General features: G+C 69.0%; 12 protein-coding genes. 1 reads left to right on the top strand and 11 read right to left on the bottom strand.

Translation table 11 applies throughout. From position 1 onward, the window contains the following. Positions 1 to 45 precede the first annotated feature (45 nt). The 6 genes from proB to POL67_RS50405 form a co-directional block, all read right to left on the bottom strand. Positions 46 to 1167 carry a glutamate 5-kinase gene (gene proB / locus POL67_RS50380; protein ID WP_271929714.1) on the bottom strand — a complete coding sequence of 374 codons (1122 nt, stop codon included), beginning with the start codon at positions 1165 to 1167 and terminating at the stop codon, positions 46 to 48. After that, a complete protein-coding gene (locus POL67_RS50385) occupies positions 1160 to 1828 on the bottom strand; it encodes a hypothetical protein (protein WP_271929715.1) in 669 nt (222 codons plus the stop codon). The genes proB and POL67_RS50385 overlap by 8 nt, the downstream gene beginning before the upstream one ends. 42 nt (positions 1829 to 1870) lie before the next feature. Then, positions 1871 to 3697, bottom strand: coding sequence for an FAD-dependent monooxygenase (locus tag POL67_RS50390; RefSeq protein WP_271929717.1), 1827 nt, complete (start codon positions 3695 to 3697; stop codon positions 1871 to 1873). Next, complete coding sequence (locus tag POL67_RS50395) at positions 3694 to 4146, bottom strand: hypothetical protein (protein ID WP_271929718.1); 453 nt, start codon at positions 4144 to 4146, stop codon at positions 3694 to 3696. The genes POL67_RS50390 and POL67_RS50395 overlap by 4 nt, the downstream gene beginning before the upstream one ends. 99 nt (positions 4147 to 4245) lie before the next feature. Further along, positions 4246 to 4899: a carbonic anhydrase gene (locus tag POL67_RS50400; RefSeq protein ID WP_271929720.1), complete on the bottom strand. Its 654-nt coding sequence runs from the start codon at positions 4897 to 4899 to the stop codon at positions 4246 to 4248. Next, entirely contained in the window at positions 4899 to 6476 is a 1578-nt protein-coding gene (locus POL67_RS50405) for a SulP family inorganic anion transporter (protein ID WP_271929722.1), read from the bottom strand. The genes POL67_RS50400 and POL67_RS50405 overlap by 1 nt, the downstream gene beginning before the upstream one ends. Before the next feature lie 170 nt (positions 6477 to 6646). Here POL67_RS50405 and POL67_RS50410 point away from each other — a divergent pair, with 170 nt between their 5' ends. After that, entirely contained in the window at positions 6647 to 7876 is a 1230-nt protein-coding gene (locus tag POL67_RS50410; RefSeq protein ID WP_271929724.1) for a hypothetical protein, read from the top strand. Here the strand turns inward: POL67_RS50410 and POL67_RS50415 are convergent. The 5 genes from POL67_RS50415 to POL67_RS50435 form a co-directional block, all read right to left on the bottom strand. After that, complete coding sequence (locus tag POL67_RS50415) at positions 7869 to 12548, bottom strand: metallophosphoesterase (RefSeq protein ID WP_271929725.1); 4680 nt, start codon at positions 12546 to 12548, stop codon at positions 7869 to 7871. The two genes, POL67_RS50410 and POL67_RS50415, sit on opposite strands and share 8 nt — an antisense overlap. 27 nt (positions 12549 to 12575) lie before the next feature. After that, positions 12576 to 13508, bottom strand: a complete 933-nt coding sequence (locus POL67_RS50420) for an ABC transporter ATP-binding protein (RefSeq protein WP_271929727.1) — start codon at positions 13506 to 13508, stop codon at positions 12576 to 12578. Continuing rightward, the gene (sppA, locus tag POL67_RS50425; protein ID WP_271929729.1) at positions 13505 to 15985 is read right to left on the bottom strand and encodes a signal peptide peptidase SppA; all 2481 of its coding nucleotides are present in this window, start codon (positions 15983 to 15985) and stop codon (positions 13505 to 13507) included. The genes POL67_RS50420 and sppA overlap by 4 nt, the downstream gene beginning before the upstream one ends. Continuing rightward, on the bottom strand, positions 15982 to 16485 hold the full coding sequence (locus POL67_RS50430) for a DUF2505 domain-containing protein (RefSeq protein WP_271929731.1): 504 nt from the start codon (positions 16483 to 16485) through the stop codon (positions 15982 to 15984). The genes sppA and POL67_RS50430 overlap by 4 nt, the downstream gene beginning before the upstream one ends. An 83-nt stretch (positions 16486 to 16568) precedes the next feature. Continuing rightward, the gene (locus tag POL67_RS50435) at positions 16569 to 17696 is read right to left on the bottom strand and encodes a UTP--glucose-1-phosphate uridylyltransferase (RefSeq protein ID WP_271929733.1); all 1128 of its coding nucleotides are present in this window, start codon (positions 17694 to 17696) and stop codon (positions 16569 to 16571) included. Positions 17697 to 17718: the final 22 nt, after the last annotated feature.

Here is a 17718-nt window from a genome sequence, read left to right on the forward strand (position 1 = left end):
CGCTCGTCCGCTCCCCGCCCCCTCCCCTCTCCCTCCAGCCTGATCTCACTCCATCGGAAGCACGACCAGGTCGTCCCGATGGATGACCACGATCTCCTCCCCTTCCTCCTCACGCTTCTGCCCAGCCACACGCGCCGCGTCGGACTGGGAGAGGCGGCAGAGGCCACGCGCGATCTCCCGGCCGTCCGGGTCGACGACGGAGACGGCGTCCCCCGGCTGGAACACGCCGCGGACGCCGAGCACGCCGACCGCGAGGATGCTGCGGTTCTTGGCGCAGATGGCCTCCGCCGCGCCACGATCGACGAGGATGACGCCACGCGGCCGCAAGGTGTAGGCGATCCAGTGCTTGCGCGCGCTGAGGCGCTGGGGGACGGCCGGGAAGAACGTGCCGACGTCCTCGCCCGAGACGACGCGGCCGAGGATGCCCGGCTCGCGGGCGTGCGCGATGACGACGTGCGCCCCGGCGAGCGTGGCCCGGCGCGCCGCCTCGACCTTGCTCGTCATGCCACCCGTGCCGACACCCGAGGTCGAGCCACCCGCGAGCGGGCGCGCCTCGGTGGCGATGCTGCGGACGATCGGGACGCGGCGGCCGTCGGCGTCGAGCAGGCCCTCGACGTCAGAGAGGAGGAGCAAGAGGTCGGCGTCGACGAGGGGCGCGACCATGCTGGCGAGCTGGTCGTTGTCGCCAAACTTGATCTCCTCGACGGCGACGGCGTCGTTCTCGTTGATGATCGGGACGCAGCCAGCTTCGAGGAGCGCGCCGAGGGCGCCGCGCGCGTTGTTCGTCCGCGCGCGGTCGGCGAGGTCGGCGTGGGTGAGCAGGACCTGAGCGACGGGGATGCCGACCTTGTCGAAGGCCTCCTCGTAACGCTGCATGAGGATGCTCTGGCCGGCCGCCGCCGCGGCCTGGAGCCAGGCGATGTCCTTGGGGCGGCTCTTCAAGCCGAGTTTTTGGATCCCGTGGGCAATCGCGCCGCTCGACACGATGACGACACTGCGTCCGCCGCCACGCCCGGCGCGATGGCCGCGGTAGGCGGCGACGTCCTGGGCCAGGCGGTCCCAAGCGTCGCCGGTGAGGCTCTTCGAGCCGATCTTGAGGATGGCGCGCCGGGTTTTTCCGAGGACGGCGCGCGGGTGGGAAGGATCGACCGCGTCTCGCTCAACCATCGTGGGTCACGACCTCGTCGAAGGCGGCTTCGAGGCGCCGCTCGACGTAACTCGGGAGCGAGGCGCTCGTCAGGATCGCGGCGTCGACCCAGCGGGTGAACTCGTCGCGGAGATCCTCGACGGTGTCCGGCAAGGTGATCGGGGTCGGGCGGAGCATCGGGGAGAAGGCGTGCAGGAAGGCGCGATCGATGGTCTCGCGGATCTTGCGGGCCTCCTCGGCGTGGATGCGGACGGCGCCGGAGCGGCGAACCTGCATGATGTAGCGGTCGAAGAGGTGGCCAAAGGCAAACACTTCGAGGGCGCGGGCGACGTTCGTGATCGCGCTGAGCGGGCCGAGGCCACGCTTCAAGATGGCGAACCCGATGACCTCGGCGGCCCTGCGGGCGATGGCGCGGCCGGCGTTCTGTTCGCTTTCGACGTTGGCGAGCAGCGCGCGGGCGTCCGTGGTGAGGCTGATGCCGTGGCGCGTGGCCGTGTCATGAGCGACGGCGCCGCGCAGGCGCGTGACGATGCGGTCCGGGAGGATCGGCAGCGGGATGGCGAGCGCGCCCATCGCCGCCGCAGAGAGCACGGCGAGGCGGCCGGACGGCGCGGGCGTCGCCGTGGGGACCGCGACGGTGCTCTGGCTCTGAGGGCGCACGGCAGGGGCGGGGGTCGTCATGGGAGCCGACCGTACCCGAGGGGCCGGCGGCGGGGCAAGCCCTCACCCCCCGAGCGTCTCGCCGCTGCCGTAAACGTGCCCGACGATCGACGCGATCAAGGCGTCGGAGAGCGTGACGCCGCGCGCCTGTCGCCACGCGACGTGTCCGTCCGGCCGGATCAAGAGCGCGCCGTCGGGCTCGATCTCGAGCGCCGTGTGCACCGCGGCCACGTGACAGACGGGGATGTCCGCCGCGCCGAGCTCGAAGAGCCGGACGCCGTGGCGCGCCTCGATCTGGCCGAGCGCCTCGACGTCCGAAGGCCGCGTCGCGACCGCCGCGCCGACGAGCAGGGTGGACGTGCGGTAATCGATGATGGAGCGGCTGCCGCGGCGGCGCGTGTTGCCGTCGAGCCAGAAATGCGGGAATCGGGCGCCCGGCCGCGTCGAGGGGACGTACGAGGACACGCGGTCGTCGGACACGGGCGGCTTCGTGCCGTCGCGCAGGAGCGCGCCTTCTTCGTAGGTGTAGCCGAGGTCGAGGCCGATCCGATCGAAATGGGACCGCTGCTGCGCGATGGCGGCGAGGACGCACGCCCGCACGGAAGGGTCTCGATGGTACCGCGAGAGGACGCTCTCGGCGTAACGTTGCGCCTGTCGTTCGGCGAAGGCGCGGACCTTGTCGGGCAGCGCGCGCATCGTGGAGCTCGCGAGCTTCTCCGTCGCCCATCGCGCGTCGTTCACGTCGATGCCGAAGGCCTCCGCGACCTCGTTCATTCGGTCGAAATTGAGCCGGCTCTCGTCGCAGTTCGTCTGGACCACCGGGCGGCGCTCGGCCTCGTAGGTGTCGAGCAGCTCGGGCGGGGCGCGGCGATCGAGCACCATGGCGAGCTTCCAGGCGAGGTTGTGCGCGTCGCCGATGCCGGAGTTCATGCCGAGCCCGCCGGTGGGCGGGAATCGATGGGCCGCGTCGCCGACCAGAAAGACACGCCCGCTCCGGAAGCGGTCCGCCACCTGCGCGGTCATGCGCCAATGGCTCATCGAGGTGATCTGGATGTCCACGTCCTCGCGCCCGAGCGCCGCCTTGATTTTCTTCCGCATCACCTCCGGGGTGTATTCCTCGATCGTTTCGTGGGGCGTCGCCACGGGGAGGTGGAAGACCCACCGCTTCTCGACGTGGTGGGCGATGAACGCGCTGCCCGGCGCTTTGGGCGAGAAGATGAAATAAAGCTTGCCGCGGGTGCGAACCACGTGGCGCAGGTCGGCCTGGAAGTAGGCATTGACGACGTCGAGCAGCTTGTCCGGGCCTCTCATTTCGATGCCGAGCGCCTTGCGGCCCCGGCTGCCGGCGCCGTCGGCGCAGAGGACGTACCGGCTCCGGACCGTGAAGGTCTCGCCGGTCGCCCGATTGAGGATCCGGCTCGCGACGCCTTCCTCGTCCTGTTCGAAGGACTCCCACTGGTGGTTGTAGAGCGCCTGGATGCGCGGCGAGGCCGCGACGTGTTTTTGCAGGATCTTCTCCAGCTCGACCTGGGAGAGGTTGAGGTAAGGCATCGGCGCTTCGAGGTGCTCGCGGTATTTGCGCCCGATGCTGCCGGCTTGCAGATCGATGCAACCGAACTCCTCGCCGATCGTGTCGCAGAAGAGGACCTTCGCCGCGTCCTCCGCCGGCGACGCCTCCGCGGAGAGCTCGTCGTAGCCGAGCCCGACCTCGTGGAGGATCTCGATCGAGCGCGCCGAGAGCTCGTGGGCCTTGGGATGCGTGTCCGTCCCCTGGCGGCGCTCGAGGAGGATGCAATCGATGCCGCGCTTCGCGAGGCACAAGGCGCTCACCATGCCCGAAGGCCCGGCGCCGATGATGAGGACGGGTGCGGAGACGGTTCGATCGCTCATGTCGCATTGCCTTTCGGGTGGCACAGACGAACACCGGCAAAGAGCAGCGCCGCCGAGGTGCCGAGGTGCAGCATGGCCGGCGGGAGGAAGCCGAAGAGGACCCGGCCATCGGCGTCGAATGCAGCGCCGGCCGCGTTCTTGAAGAGGGCGGCCACGAAGAAGCCGCCGATGTGGAGGGCCCCGAGGAGGGCGCCCGTCCGGATCCGCCCGAAGGAACGAGGGGTGGCGGTCCAGAAGAGGTAGATGGAGACGAGCGCGCCGAGGGCCCCGCCGCTGATGAGCCAGAGCAGGTGGAACCGCGCATGCCCCGGCCAATCGGGGTTTCGGAGGTGGTGCGGATCGAGGACGTCGATCAGCGCCGTGAGGAGGCCGTACGTGAAGGCGGAGAGGATACAAAGCGCCTTGCCCGCGACCCAGGTCGTGGAGGAAGGCGGTTGCTCGGCGTTCATGAGAGCAAGCAGAGCACGGGCGAGGCGGGGCGTGATGGCCAGAGATGACCATGGGGTGGCTGAACATGAGCCATGCCCCGCCGCCGTCGCGGGGGACGCTCAATGCTCCGAACGAGGCACGTCGTCGAAGTCGAAACGGTAAATGTCTTCGAGCGGGGTGCCTGGCTTCATGAGCGCGTGTTCCTTCAGAAAGCCGGTGCGGATGTCGTAGACCCAGCCGTGCAGCGTGGGGCGGTTGTGAAGCGCCCAGGCGTGCTGGACGAAGCTCGTCTCGGCGAGGTTCTGCACCTGCTCGGCGACGTTGAACTCGACCAGGCGGTCGAGGCGCTTGTCGACGTCGGCGAGGGTCTCGAGGTCGCGGCGGTGGACGCGATAGACGTCCTTGATGTGGCGGAGCCACTTGTCGATGAGGCCGAAGGAGCGGTTCGTCATCGCGTTGCGCACGCCGCCGCAACCGTAATGGCCGCAGACGATGATGTGCTTCACCTCGAGCACCTCGACCGCGTACTGGAGCACCGAGAGCATGTTGAGGTCGGTGTGCACCACGAGGTTCGCGATGTTCCGGTGCACGAAGAGCTCGCCGGGCTCGGTGCTGGTGACGGACTCGGCGGGGACGCGGCTGTCGGAGCAGCCGATCCACAGGTAGGCGGGCGTCTGGGTCGTCGCCGTGCGCTCGAAGTAGTCGGCGCGAATGGCGAGCTTCTCGGCGACCCAGGCCTTGTTGCTGAGCAGGAGCTTCTTGTACGCGTCCATCACGATGTCCTCGCCGGCGGGAGCTCCCCGTCGGGGCGTTTTCCACGCAGGTTCTTGAATTCGACCTTGATGTCCTTGAACTTCGCGTTCTCGACGAAATCGTCGAGCACCTCGAACGCGTCCCGATCCACGTGGAGCGCGCGGGTGCCGTCGACGATGAGCGTCGTGCCCTCGGGGACCCTCGCGAGCTTCTCCTTGAGCTCGGCCTTGTGCACGAAGCTGATGTCCTTGTTGAAGCGCAGGAGCGAATAGTTGTCCTGCGAGACCACGATCATCGCCGCGTGTGAGTTCGTGCGGATGACGAAGAAGACGCCGACGGCGAGGCCGATGAGGACGCCCTTGAGCAGATCGGTGAAGACGATCGCCAGGATCGTCACGATGAACGGGACGAACACGCCGAACCCCTCGCGCCACATCTGCTGGAAGAGCGCGCGCGGCGCGAGCTTCGAGCCGATGACGATGAGGATGGCGGCGAGCGCGGCGAGCGGGACGCGATTGAGGATGCGGCCGAGGAAGAGGACCGCGGCGAGCAGCAGGACGGCGTGGAGGATCGTCGACCAGCGGGTGCGGCCGCCGGCATACACGTTCGCGCTCGTGCGCACGACGACCGACGTGACGGGCAAACCCCCGAGCAGGCCCGAGGTGATGTTGCCGAGGCCCTGCGCGATGAGCTCGCGGTTCGGCAAGGCGATGCGCTTGTACGGGTCGAGCCGCTGTCCGGCTTCGAGGGCGAGGAGCGATTCGAGGCTCGCCACCGCGGCGAGCGTCGCGCCCGTGACGTAGATGCGTTGATCCTTGAAGGCGGCCCACAGGGGGCGCGGGAGCTCGCCGAGGATGTCCACGGGCGAGCGGAGGATCGGGAGCGAGACGAGGTGCCCGTCCTCGCCCTTCAGATGAAACCCGTTCGTGCCGAAGCGAAACGCCTCGTTGATCAGGGTGCCCACGACGACGACGACGAGCGGCGCGGGGATGAGCTTGAAGATCTTGCCACGAGGGACGACGAGTTTGTCCCAGGTGAGCAGGAGGAAGAGCGAGACGAGCGAGACGACCACGGCGCCGCCGCTCGCGCTGAGGAGCGACTTCACGATGGCGGAGAGGGTGTTCTCCTTGCCGTCGGGCTCGATGAAGCTCATGTCCAGCTCGAAGTCGAGATCCCGGCCGAGGGCGTGCGGGATCTGCTTCAGGACGATGACGATGCCGATCGCCGCGAGCATGCCTTTGATGACAGCCGTGGGGACGTAGTCGGCAATGGCGCCGAGGCGGAGGGCGCCGAAGGCGAGCTGGAGGACGCCGCCGAAGATGACGGCGGCGAGGAAGGCCTGGTAGCCGAGGCCGTGGATCGCGGTCGCGACGATGACCGTGAGGCCCGCGGCCGGGCCGCTCACGCTGACGTCCGACCCTGACAAGAAGCCGACGACGATGCCGCCGACGACCCCAGCGACGAGGCCCGCGAGCAGCGGCGCCCCGGATGCGAGCGCGATGCCGAGGCAAAGCGGAAGCGCGACGAGAAAGACGACCAACCCCGCGGCCGCGTCGTAGCGGAGGTGGTCCTTCCCGATGTTCTCCTTGAGCGTCATCCCGACCGTCGCATACGATCGTTACTGTCAGCGAGCCAGACAGAACATCAGATTTGTGCACAAAGCGTCGATGTCCGGGACGACGGCGGCCGTTGTGAACCGCCTGGACCTCCTGTACCGTGCGCGCGCGTTTGACCCCGGAAAACGGGGTTTCAGGAGAAACCGCGCCTATGTCGACCCGTCGTCCGCGTCCCTCGATGTTCATGACCTTCGTCCCGGCCGTGCTCGGCCTTTGCTTGGCGGCCGCGGGGTGTGGCGGCGGCGGCGCGGCCACGTCGGCTCCGCAGACAGGCGAGGAAGCCAAGGCGGGCGAGCCGAAGGCGGCAGGCGAATCGAAGGCGGCAGAAGCAGCGGCACCGGCGCCGGCCGCGGATGCGGCGAAGGCGGAGGAAAAGCCCGCTGCGGTGACCGGGAAGAAAGAAAAGTTCGCGCTGCCGAACGTGGAGATCGCGACGGGCGAGGAGCGAGAAAAGCTGACGCTCGCGGGCAAGGAGCTCGTGGCGGAGGCGTGCCTGCTCGACACGTCGGCGCCGGAGCTGCGGCACGAGTGGTTCAGCCAGGCGATCCGGTCGATGGCGCTCGCCCCGGATGGCGCGCTGATCGTGCTCGATCACGAAAAGAAGGTGCGGCGGTACGTGGTGCAGCCGGGCGAGCCATGCAAGCTCGGGCTCGATCCGGCGTTCGGCAAGGGCGGCGTGCTCGCGTTCCCCGGCGAGCTCGACGATGCGATCGAGGTGCTCGCCGACGGCACGATCGTGGGCTTCGAATTCCAGAAGACCCACAAGTACAAGGACGGGAAGTTCGAGACGCTCGATTGCTCGCTGAAGAGCATCGACCCGAATGGCAAGCGGGGCTGGAAGTCGTTCGCCGAGGAGATCGAGAGCGTCGATCTCGCGGCCGAGTGCAAGGCGACGCCGTGGGCGTACACGGGCTGGCCGACCGGCAAAGAGAGCAAGGACAAGCCGAGCATTCAGTTCGTGCGGTCGTGGGGGAAGGACGTGGTGGTGGCCGCGTCGGTCGACAGCACGCATTACGTGGCGATCCACGGGGCGGACGGGAAAAAGAAGTTCACGCTCGGCAAGAGCAGCAAGGACACGAAGGAAGACGGCGAGAACATCTGCTGGGCGCGCGACGCGGACGCGTGCGCCGGCGGGCTCTGCGTGGTCGACTCGAATTGCCGTGATCTCGCGGTGTGGGACACGAAGGGCAAGTACGTGGGGGTCGTCGACATCAACACGCTGCTCGGCCTGAACTATTCGTGGCCCGTGGACCTCGTGATGGCGAAGGGCGGCGTCGCGTACATGGCCGCGTCGCACAAGGAGAAGGTGCCCGAGAACGCGCCGAAGGACTTCGAGGCCAAGAGCGTGGGGCTGATCTTCCGGATCAAGGGGCTCAACTGACGAAGCGCGGGCCCGCGGGGGGGAGCGACCATCGGGCGAGGGGGTGCTCGGCATACGAGCGGCCCTCGTCCGTGCTGTCGATATCCAGCCGGAAGTCGTAGTTCTTGAAGGAAAAACGGCGCGGGTGGACGCGGAGGACGGCGCCGCCGCTCGGGGCGCGGTGAATGGACGTGACGCTGTAGGCGTGGCCGTGGGGGATGTCGCGCTCGCGTCCGCCATAGACCGCGCCTGCAATGATGCGGAGTGCATCGGCGCCACCGCCCGTGACGATACGCTCGCTCTTCGCGTCGTGGACGTGGCCGGCGAGGTAGGCGTGGGCGCGGCTTCCGAGGAATCGAGCGAGGTCGCGCTGCTCGGCGAGCCAATCGTCTTCGAGCGGGTGATGGCCGAGGACGAGGACGAGCTCACGTTCGCGCGCAGCGTCGTTGAGGAGCGCGCGCTGGCGCTGGCCAAGGCGTAACTTGCGCGCGTCGTCGTCGCCGGCGGCGAGGAGCGAGGTGTTGGCGCCAATGAGGCGGAGGGACAAACCTTCGCGGAGGGTCTCGGTGCTCGACCAGAAGAGGTCCCGGCAGGCGGGCGCGAAGGAAGCGGCGAACGCGAGGTAGGCGGCCTGGCGGCGGCGGAGGAGGTCGAGGTCGTCGGGGTTGTCGAGGGCGTCGTCGAGGTCGTCGTCACCGCCGCGCAGGCCACGGAGGAGGCGTTTTACGTTGCGGTCGGCGTCGATGCTGCGATCGACGTCGTGGTTGCCGGGGACGACGAAGATACGGTCGGGGGTGAGGCCGAGCCGCTGGGCGACGTCGAGCAGCCATTTCGAGGCCTCGGCGTATTGATCGGGCTTGCCGCTCCAGGCGATGTCGCCGGTGACGAGAATGGCGTCCGGGCGCGGGAGGTGTTGGCGCGCGAGGGTGGAGAGATCGTCGCGGAGGATCGAGAGGATCTGCGATTGGTTGTGGCGGTCGCCGGCGCCCGGGAGACCGAAATGCAGATCGGAGAGGTGCAGCCACGTGAAGAGCGGCGCGGCCTCGGGCGCGGGGGCGGAGGCGGAAACGGACGCGGGCGCTGAAGCGGAAGCAGCGGCAGGCGCGGAGACGGGCGCGGCGGCGGCGGCGGGCGCGGGCATGGATCCGAGGACGCGGAGGGCGGCGACTTTTTCGGCGCCGGCCTCGTCGAGCAGGGATTTCCACGTGGGACAGGCGGCCACGAGGTCGAACCCCGTCATGAGGGACGCGTAATCGGCGTGGGCGAGCGCGAGCGCGCCGAGCGGGCCGTCGAGGCGGCCGTGGTGCTGGCGAATGAGCTTGGCGTGCTCGTCCCAGGCAAAGGCGACCCAGAAGGCGTCGATGGGGTTCTGATCGAGCCACGTCTCCCAGGCCTCGTCCGAGGATTTTTCGTCGGATTGCTGGACGTGAAGGTGCCGGCTCAAGGCAAACAACCACTCGTTTGCCGCGATGCTGCCCACGTCGGCGAGGAGCACGGGCAACGCGAGGGGGTTCTTCAGCTCGAACGTGAGGTTCGGGAGGCGGGCCTCGGCGTGAATGCCGAGCCTCGGGCGGTGGATGTAGATGAGCCACCAGAAATCGTCCTGTTCGAGGACGCGGGCGACGTGCGCTTCCTCGCCGAGGGCCTGATCCCAAAGGGCTTCCCAGTCGAGCGCGCTGGCCGAGGCCTCAGCGTTTCCGAGGACCGAGGCATAACGACGGCGCTCGGGCGCCGGGACGAGGTCACGTACGAAATCACGGCCGAGGGCGGGGCCGAAGGAACGCAGGAAGGCGCGGCCGAGCGAGCGGAAGAAGTCACGCAGGAAGTTTTGCGCGAAGGCGCGACCAAAGGAGCGGAGAATGTCGCTGCGGAGGTCGCGGCCGAGGGACTGGACGAATTCGCGGACGAACGTGGGCTTGGGGTTGCCCGTGAAGGAGCGCGGAAAACTCCAGGCGAACGTGCGGACGACGGTGCGGACGAAGGCGACGGCAATGTGGTGGACCGTGTCCTCGGGAATGGGTTCGCCCTGGGGGAAGGTGGCGAGCGCGTCCTGGTTGAATCGCACCATTCGCTCGATGATGGGGGCCTCGATGAGGTCGGCGTTGCCCATGCGATCCCGGGCGAGCTTGGGGTGGCGGAGGGTGGTGGTGATCGGCGCGGGTTGTGGGAGCGCGGCGAGGGCCGACGGGATCGTCCGGAAGGCGAGCGGCGCGGTGAGGGTATGCGTCCAGTCGGAGAGGCGCCAGCCGTAGGGGGATTGCAGGAGGAAATGGACACGCTCGGGGTAATGTTCGGTGTAGGCGAAGCGTGAGCTGATTTCGGCGCGGCTTCGGTCGCGGAGCCAGCGCGCGGCGCCGAGGAAGGGGGCCTCGGACGGGACGGGGCTCTCGGAGAGGCCGGTGAGCCAGCCGAGGGTGGTGCGGTAGACGGCGGTGCCGCCGAGCGCGGCGAGGGCCGTGGCCCAATGATCCACGGTGGAACGTTCGTCGAGAAGGGTGCCGAGCGCGGGTTCGTCGCGGAACACCACGAGGTCGGGCAAGAGCTCGGCGAGGTCGGGGCGCGCGCGAATTCGCTCGGCCGCGCCGGGGAGGTCGCCGAGGAGCTTGCCTTCGAGGTGGAGGGCGGCGAGGGCTTCGGCGGCGGTGCCTTTTTCCTGGAGATCGGCGCAGGCGGCGCGGAGCTCGGCCCGGAGATCGGAGTCGCCGAACTCGCAGATGTCGTCGAGGACGACGAAGATATCCCCCGAGAAGGCGGGCTTTTGCGCCCAGCGGGAGAGGATGACGGAGAGAATGACGCGCCGGTCGCGCTCGCGGGAGACGAGGCCGTCGCGAATGGCGCGGCCGAGCGTGAGCCAGCCCGGGTGCTCGGGCGTCTTGGCGAGCGCGTCGACGATTTCCCCGAGGAGATCACGGACGAGCTTGCGCCGGCGTTCGCCGCGTTTTTTCGCGAGGACGAACCAGCGGAGGAGCAGCACCTCTTCCCAGGCCCCGTCGCCGAGGTGTCTCCGGACGAACTGGCCCTCGTCGTCGTCGTCGACGTCGAAGCTGCCGGCGTAGGCGGCGAGGTATTCCTGGAGGGTGAGGTGCAAAAAGGAGATCTTGCCGCCGCCGCGGTCGACGAGCAGGCCGACGCGGTCGCAGGCGAAGTCGATGAAATCGCGCATCTCCGCGTGGGCGGCCTCGTGGGAGAGGGCGCGCTCCTCGTCCTCGGCGCGCTCGCGGTGGAGCTGCGTCAGGAAATCGAGGGCGTCGTCACGCGAGAAGAGGCCACGGACGCTGTAGGCGTCCTCGGGCGCGCGGGATTGGACGTGGAGGGCGAGTTTTTCCAGGTACGCGCGCGGGAGCTCGGTGGGGAGGCCGCGGCGCTCGAAGGCATGTTTTTCCGGGCGCTCCTTGGCGTCGAGCCAGGTGCGGAGGAGCATGTCGACGCATTTTTCGTAGAGCTCGCCGCGCTCCTGGGGCAAATGGCCGAGGAAGCGGTGGACGAAGGCCATGAGCGTGAGCAGGAGCGGGTTCGCGGCGAGGGCGCGGACCTGCGAGGTGCGGAAGACGGCGCGGCGGAGGGAGGATTGCTGGCTCTCGCGGAGGCGATCGTTTTCGCGGATCTGGATGCGGTACCAGCGCTTGATGAAATGGGCGATGTCCTCGTCGGCGAGGGGGCCGATGCGGAGGTGCTCGAATTCGTTGCGAGGGAGCGCGATGTCCGCCGTGTAGCCGTGAATGCGGGAGGTGACCCAGACGGGGCAACGAGGGTAGGCGGCGCGAAATTCGCGGACGGCCTTGGCGACGCGGCTCCGGGTGGTGGAGGCGCCGACTTCGTCGAGGCCGTCGAGCAGGACGAGGGCCTCGCCCATGCGCAAGGTGGCCTCGAAGAAGGCGGGGTGCGCATTCGGGAGGGAATGGTCCGAGCGAGCGCGCGCTGCGAGGAAGTCGACGAGCGTCAGCTCGTTCTTGTGGATCTCGATGGCGTATTCGCGCAGGGAGGCGAAAAAAGGAATACGCCGCTGCGAGGGGCGATACCCTTCGAGGGTGACGCCCGGATCCGAATGAAGGAGCGAGAGGAACGCGAGGAGCGTGGTCTTCCCCATGCCGGGATCGCCGAGGATGAGGGCCGAGCTGCCGTACTGGAGGAGGCCTGCCAGCGTGGGCTTTTTCTGGTCGCGATCGTCGGTGATGAATCGGGTGGGGACGAAGAGATCGGCGAGGCGGATGTCGCCGCGGGCGTCTTTCTGGCGGAGCGCATCCGGGGGAAAGCCGAGCAAGCTGACGTGCTCGAACGCGCGGGCGATTTTTTCGCGATAAAGGCGGCCGAAGGCGTGGAAGTCGAAGCCGTCGTAGCCGGGGAGCAGCGCGCGTGCTTCGGCGGATTCAGGGTAATACCGCGCGAAGAGGGCGGGGACGAGGCGGAGGAGCTTGACGAGCTCGGGCGTCGACCAATGGCGAACGGCGTCGGCTTCGAAGAGCGAGACGGAATAAGCCTCGGAATGCGTGGGGTGCGCCTCGACGACGTAATGCGCCTGCGGATCGAACCCTTCGCGCTGCGCCCAGGCAGAGACCAGCTCGTCGGAGAGGACCTCGAGCTCCCGCGCGCCCTCGTTCCCCGGCAAGAGGCGCTCCACGAGCGGCGAGAGCTCCACGGCCGTCGTCGCCCCCGGCAGCGTGCCCGCAAAGAACGCAACGTCGTCCCGATCCATGGATCCGCCCTCCCCCGAGGGCAGATCTTAGCCCACGATCGGGAACATCTCCACGAGCGGCGCCCGCGCCTTGCTCGCCGCCGCGACGATGTCCTTCGTCGAAGCATCCGGGGAAAGCCGTACGCTCATCCGCAATGGCCCACCCGTGACCTCGATCCCGCGCGCCAGCAATTCCTCACGGAAAGGTCCGGGGTTCTTGCGGATCGTGACGCCATACACGCGGACGCCGGCAAAAAGCGTCTCGGGCGCACCTTCGAGCACGAGCGCGCCGCCCGCGAAGACGAGGACGTCGGTGGCCCCGCGCGCGAGGTCGCCCTCCGGCGTGCCCGGATCGAGGCGCTCGGCCGAAAGAATCGCGCCGCGGCCATCGGTCGCGCGAGCAAGAGCGTTCATGACGAATGTGGCCCCCGGGCCGTCGAGGCCCGCGAGCGGCGCTTCGAGGACGAGGACCGCAGGGTCGGCGACGAGGGCGTGCGCAAGGACGAGCGCGCGGCGCGGCGGGCGTTCGAGGGTCTCGACGGTGCGGCGAAGGAAGGCCGAGAGGCCCACACGTTCGAGCGCAGAGGCAGCGAGGTCACGCGCCGCGCGGGGAGAGAAACCGGCGAGGCGCGCGCTCCAGGTGACGTAGTCGTGCGCGGTCGTGCCCTTGGGCAAGGGCGGGTCGAGCGGAGCAATGCCCGCCGCGTCGAGGTGCGCGCGCGTGGCGACGTCGAGGCCGGCGACGTGCAAGGTGCCCGCGGCGAGCGAGGCTTCGCCCGGCATGGCCGCGTCGTCGTGCGAGGGCGCGCGCGAGCGGAGCGGGACGGTTGTGAGCGCCGCGAAGAGCGCCTCGGCCTCGCCGGTGCAGAGGACCCGCTCGCCGCGCGCGCGGACCGTGAGGCGATCGATCGCGACGACGTCGTCGATCGTGATGCGAGCGTCCTCGGCGTGAAGGACGGGCGGAGGCGCAGCGTCGCTCACGGGAGCTCGTCATCCACGGTCGCCGAAGCGCCGCCAAAGGAGACGTCGCCGACGAGGTCCATGCGCGCGAGCGGCTTCGTCCCGTCGTAGACCATGAAGGGCGCGAGGCCCCGCGCGAGGTCGAGCAAGGCCGGAGGAATGACGATCGGCACGGCCCCCGCCTGCGGCATGATCGAGGCGATGCCGGCGAGCTTGGCGAGCGCGAGCAGGACGTTGTCGTCGTCCTCGGGGAACTCGACGAGCTGCGCGTCGCGCGGGAGTTCGGCGCGGGAACGGACGTCGTCAAGCGCCTCGCGGAGGCCGCCGATGCGATCGACGAGCTTGCGTTCGAGCGCCTGCTGGCCGGTCCAGACGCGGCCACGCGCGACAGCGTCGACGTCCTCGGGCTTCATTTTGCGGCCCTCGGCGACACGCGCGATGAAGAGGTCGTAGAACTGTTTGACCTTCACGCCGAGCTCGATGCGCTCTTCCTCGGTGAAGGGTCGGTAGAGGCTCTCGGCATCGGCGCGCGGGGCCGAGCGGAACTGTTCGAGGCCGACGCCGAGCTTGCCGAGGAGGCCGACGAGGTCGACCTTGCCGTAGAAGATGCCGATCGAGCCGGTGATCGTGGCACGGTTCGCGAAAATCGGGCCCCCTGCGACAGCGGCGTAATACCCGCCGCTCGCCGCAGACGTGCCCATGGAGACGGCGAAGGGTTTTGCTTTTGCGGTGAGGATGGCCTCGCGAAGAATGACGTCGGCCGCGAGGGAGGAGCCGCCGCCGGTCTCGATGCGGAAGACGACAGCCTTCACGCTCGCGTCCTCCCGCGCGCGCTTGAGCGCCTTCGCGATGGTGTACGAGCCGGCGAGGCGAATGCCGACGAGCGGGATCGTCTGGCTCTCGCCGTCGACCATGTCGCCCGAGAGATAGATGATCGCGATCTTCGAAGGCGTGCCCCACCAGGTGGGCGCATTCGAGGGCGTGGCGTCGTCGATGATGCGCGCGCGGCCGCCCATCATCTCCTCGACGACCTCGTCGATCTCGTCGTCGTACGCGAGGACGTCGACGAGGCCGCCATTGCGCGCCTCAGGCGCGACGAAGGGGCCCTTCGCGATGGTCTTGCGCAGCGTGGAGACCGGCATCCTCCGGCCGCCGCCGACATCGTGCATGTAGATGCCTTCGAGCTGCATCAGGAGGTCCTTGTGGTCCTGGCGCCCGATCTCGGAGGAATCCTTGCGCGTGAACTGCTCGGCCGCGAGCTTGTGCTCGGCGACGCGGACGAAGTCGGCGCGGACGCCGAGTTTGTCGAGGACACCGCCGTAATACATGTACTGCGAGGAGAGGCCCGCGAAGCGAAGGCCGCCGGCCGGGTTCATGGCGATGCGGTCGGCCTGCGCGCAGACGTGGAGCGACCTTCCGCCCGCATCTTCGAGGTGGCAAAGGACCTTCTTGCCGCTCACGCGGAGCAGGCGGATCGCGTCGCCGACCTCCTCGGCATGCGCGAGCGAGCTCGCAGGCTCGGCGCGGAGCTGGAGGACGACGCCGTCGACGTTGCGATCTTCAGCGAGTCGCCAGAGGCGCCGGAGGAGCTGGACGTGCTTGCGGACGCCGGGGGTGCCGTCGATGCGGATGCGCGCGACGCGCTTGGGCGAGGGCAAACCCGGCTCGCGGTAGGTGCGCAGCGCGGCCGTCGCATAGTAGCCGACGTCGCCGCCGCCGAAAATCGCGCCGCCGCCGGCCTGGAGCATCGCGAAGTTCACGTCGAGGCCGACCATCGCGGTGAGGTCGGGGCTCGCGGCGAGATCACGGACGGAGACTTCGCCGCGCAGGCGGCCGACGTGCGGGACGTCGAGGCCAAGCGTGGCGCGCGGCGTGATGTCACCGGTGCGTTCGTGGATCGAGGCTTCGAGGCCGAGCTCGGCGTACCGGCGTCCCCAGAAGGGGCGGAACGCGAAGCCGACGTCGTACCGACGATCGGCGTTCGTGGTCCAGTCGCGCGCGACGGCGGCGGCCGAGAGCCAGGTGAAGGGGCGGATCGTGAGGCCGGTCGTCACGCCAAACTGTTCGTCGAGGTCCCGCCGCTCGGCGTAGGACCAGCCGAACGTGGTGCCGATCGAGAACGTGTCGCCGAGGTTCGTCGCGAGCGCCCAGCGCAGCCATCGTTGCGAGGCCGAAGCGCCGATGGGCGTCGTGACGTCGAGCAAATCGACGCGCAGGCCCGTGGACAAACCGAGGATCGGGGGGAGGCCGAGATCAAAGGCATGCCCGTTCGTCGTGCCCGCGCCCGCGCCGGCCTGCGCCATGGTCCAGCGCAGCTCCGCGCCGGGCAAAAACGCGAGGTTCGCCGGGTTGTACGCGATGCTCGACGCATCGTCGCCGGCCGCGACGGGGCGGCCTGGCGCGGGGACGTATGCACTTTGCGCGTGGAGATCCGACGAGGGCGTGGTGAGCGCGGCGAGGGCGAGGCCCCCGAGGGCCAGGGCGGAGAGCTTCTTCATAAGGTCGAGAGGCGGCGCAACGTATCGGCCTCGGCGTCGTAGATCTTGCGGATCTCGACCAAGGCCATGCGGCCGGCGAGCGACGAGAGTACGCCAGCCTTGATCTCGATGTCGCCCTCGACGGTCCTGCGCGCGCGTCCCTCGGGCGCCGCTTCGAGCCGGCAGGTGCCCGAAGCGCTGAAATACTTGCGAAATTGCTCGCGCGGGGCGACGGACCAGGAGGCGACGTGGTTGCCGAGCCGATAGACGCAGCGCTCTTCCCAGGAGAGGGCCTCGCGGGCGATGTCGTAGCCGCGGAACATGGCGAGCGGCGCGTTCGCCTGGAACCGAAGGACGCGGCGCAGCTCGCCGTTCGCGATGACGTGCTCGATCGTCTCGACCGAGGCGACGCTCGTGGTCGCGAGGAAGGGGGCCATCATCAAGCCGATGTCAGGCGAGAGGACGGCGAGCTCCAGGGCATCGAGGGGTACGTCGAACTCATGCGTGATCTCGAAGTGCAAATCCGTGGCTCCCTTGCGCGTCGCTGAACGAATCCCTCACCCCCATCCCCCTCTCGGGAGAGGGGGCAAGAGGCATCGTAGACCTAGGCGAGGATCCCTCGGGCCCGGAGCGCGGCCTCGATCTCGGGCCTGCGGCGCTCGAGCTCGGGTACGTCCTTCACGGGCAAGAAGCGCGACGCGGCCCCATCGCGCGGGACGCGAAGGAACTGCGGGTCGAGCGCGGTCGTGATCTCGTTGACGATGCGCTCGAACTGAACCGCTTTCGCCTCGCCGACCGTCTTGTCGACCTCGACGTACGTCCACTTCATGTCGAGCGAGGCGAGCGCCTGCGCCGAGACGAGGAAGGTGTTCGTGCTGAAGACGGGCATCTGCGCCGGGTCGAAGCCGAGCGGGAGGCGCATCTCTTCGGCGATGATTTTCCGGCCGTTCCAGCGAATCGGGCCGCCGCCCTTGTCGCTGCCGACCTTGTTCACGACCTCGACGGTGAGCGGCCCGCCGTGCGCGAGGTGGAAGCCCAGGATCGCCGGATCAACGGTGGCGCCGAGGTTGTCGAGGTTCGCAATCCACACGGTCTTGCCACCTCGTTGGATGAACCGGTCGAGAAGTCCGCTCGCGCGGAGCGCATCGGGCAGGTCGCCGTGGCCGGTCGCGTAGACGCTCGGCTCGCCGTGTTCGTCCCGGAAGATCGTCCCCTCGTGCGTGAGGCGGAGCGAGACGAACTGTTCGAACGTGGCGACGTCGCCCTTGTCGAGCCGACGGCCGAGCGCGGCGCGAATCGGGCCTTCGGTGGCCTCGCTCGTCATGAGCCAGAGCGGGCAAGTCGCGCCCACCCGGCGCGCGAGGGCCTCCATCTCAGCGAGGCGCAGATCGAGGAACGTCGTTCCAGGCAGGGCCTCGACGAGCGCCTTGACGACGCCGCCCATGCGCGTCGCCATGCCGCCGGCGAGCACACAGAGCGCGACCTCACCCCGCGCGAGCGCCTCGCGGCCGAGCGCCTCGAAGCGCGCATGCTCGGGGCTGCCCGGCGCGGGTGTGTCGACGACGTCCCCTGCGGCGGGCGGGAGTACTTCACCCGCGTAACGATTTCGTTTGTCGCGATCCTGGCCAATCGTGGCGGCCCACGCGGCGAGACGGTCGGGATCGAAGCCACGCGCCCGGAGGCGAGCGAGCAGGGCCGGCGGGAGAGCAGCGATCGCGTCGACGAGCGTCACATAAGCGGAGAAAGCACGGCGC

Origin of the sequence: Polyangium mundeleinium (assembly GCF_028369105.1) — a bacterium.
Classification (GTDB): domain Bacteria; phylum Myxococcota_A; class Polyangia; order Polyangiales; family Polyangiaceae; genus Polyangium; species Polyangium mundeleinium.

What these genes read in the sequence shown, in the direction of transcription:
- POL67_RS50415 (WP_271929725.1), bottom strand. Translation starts at nt 12,548, where the DNA reads ATGGATCGGGACGACGTTGCGTTCTTTGCGGGCACGCTGCCGGGGGCG.
- POL67_RS50405 (WP_271929722.1), bottom strand. Translation starts at nt 6,476, where the DNA reads ATGACGCTCAAGGAGAACATCGGGAAGGACCACCTCCGCTACGACGCG.
- POL67_RS50410 (WP_271929724.1), top strand. Translation starts at nt 6,647, where the DNA reads ATGTCGACCCGTCGTCCGCGTCCCTCGATGTTCATGACCTTCGTCCCG.
- proB (WP_271929714.1), bottom strand. Translation starts at nt 1,167, where the DNA reads ATGGTTGAGCGAGACGCGGTCGATCCTTCCCACCCGCGCGCCGTCCTC.
- POL67_RS50390 (WP_271929717.1), bottom strand. Translation starts at nt 3,697, where the DNA reads ATGAGCGATCGAACCGTCTCCGCACCCGTCCTCATCATCGGCGCCGGG.
- POL67_RS50395 (WP_271929718.1), bottom strand. Translation starts at nt 4,146, where the DNA reads ATGAACGCCGAGCAACCGCCTTCCTCCACGACCTGGGTCGCGGGCAAG.
- POL67_RS50400 (WP_271929720.1), bottom strand. Translation starts at nt 4,899, where the DNA reads ATGGACGCGTACAAGAAGCTCCTGCTCAGCAACAAGGCCTGGGTCGCC.
- sppA (WP_271929729.1), bottom strand. Translation starts at nt 15,985, where the DNA reads ATGAAGAAGCTCTCCGCCCTGGCCCTCGGGGGCCTCGCCCTCGCCGCG.
- POL67_RS50385 (WP_271929715.1), bottom strand. Translation starts at nt 1,828, where the DNA reads ATGACGACCCCCGCCCCTGCCGTGCGCCCTCAGAGCCAGAGCACCGTC.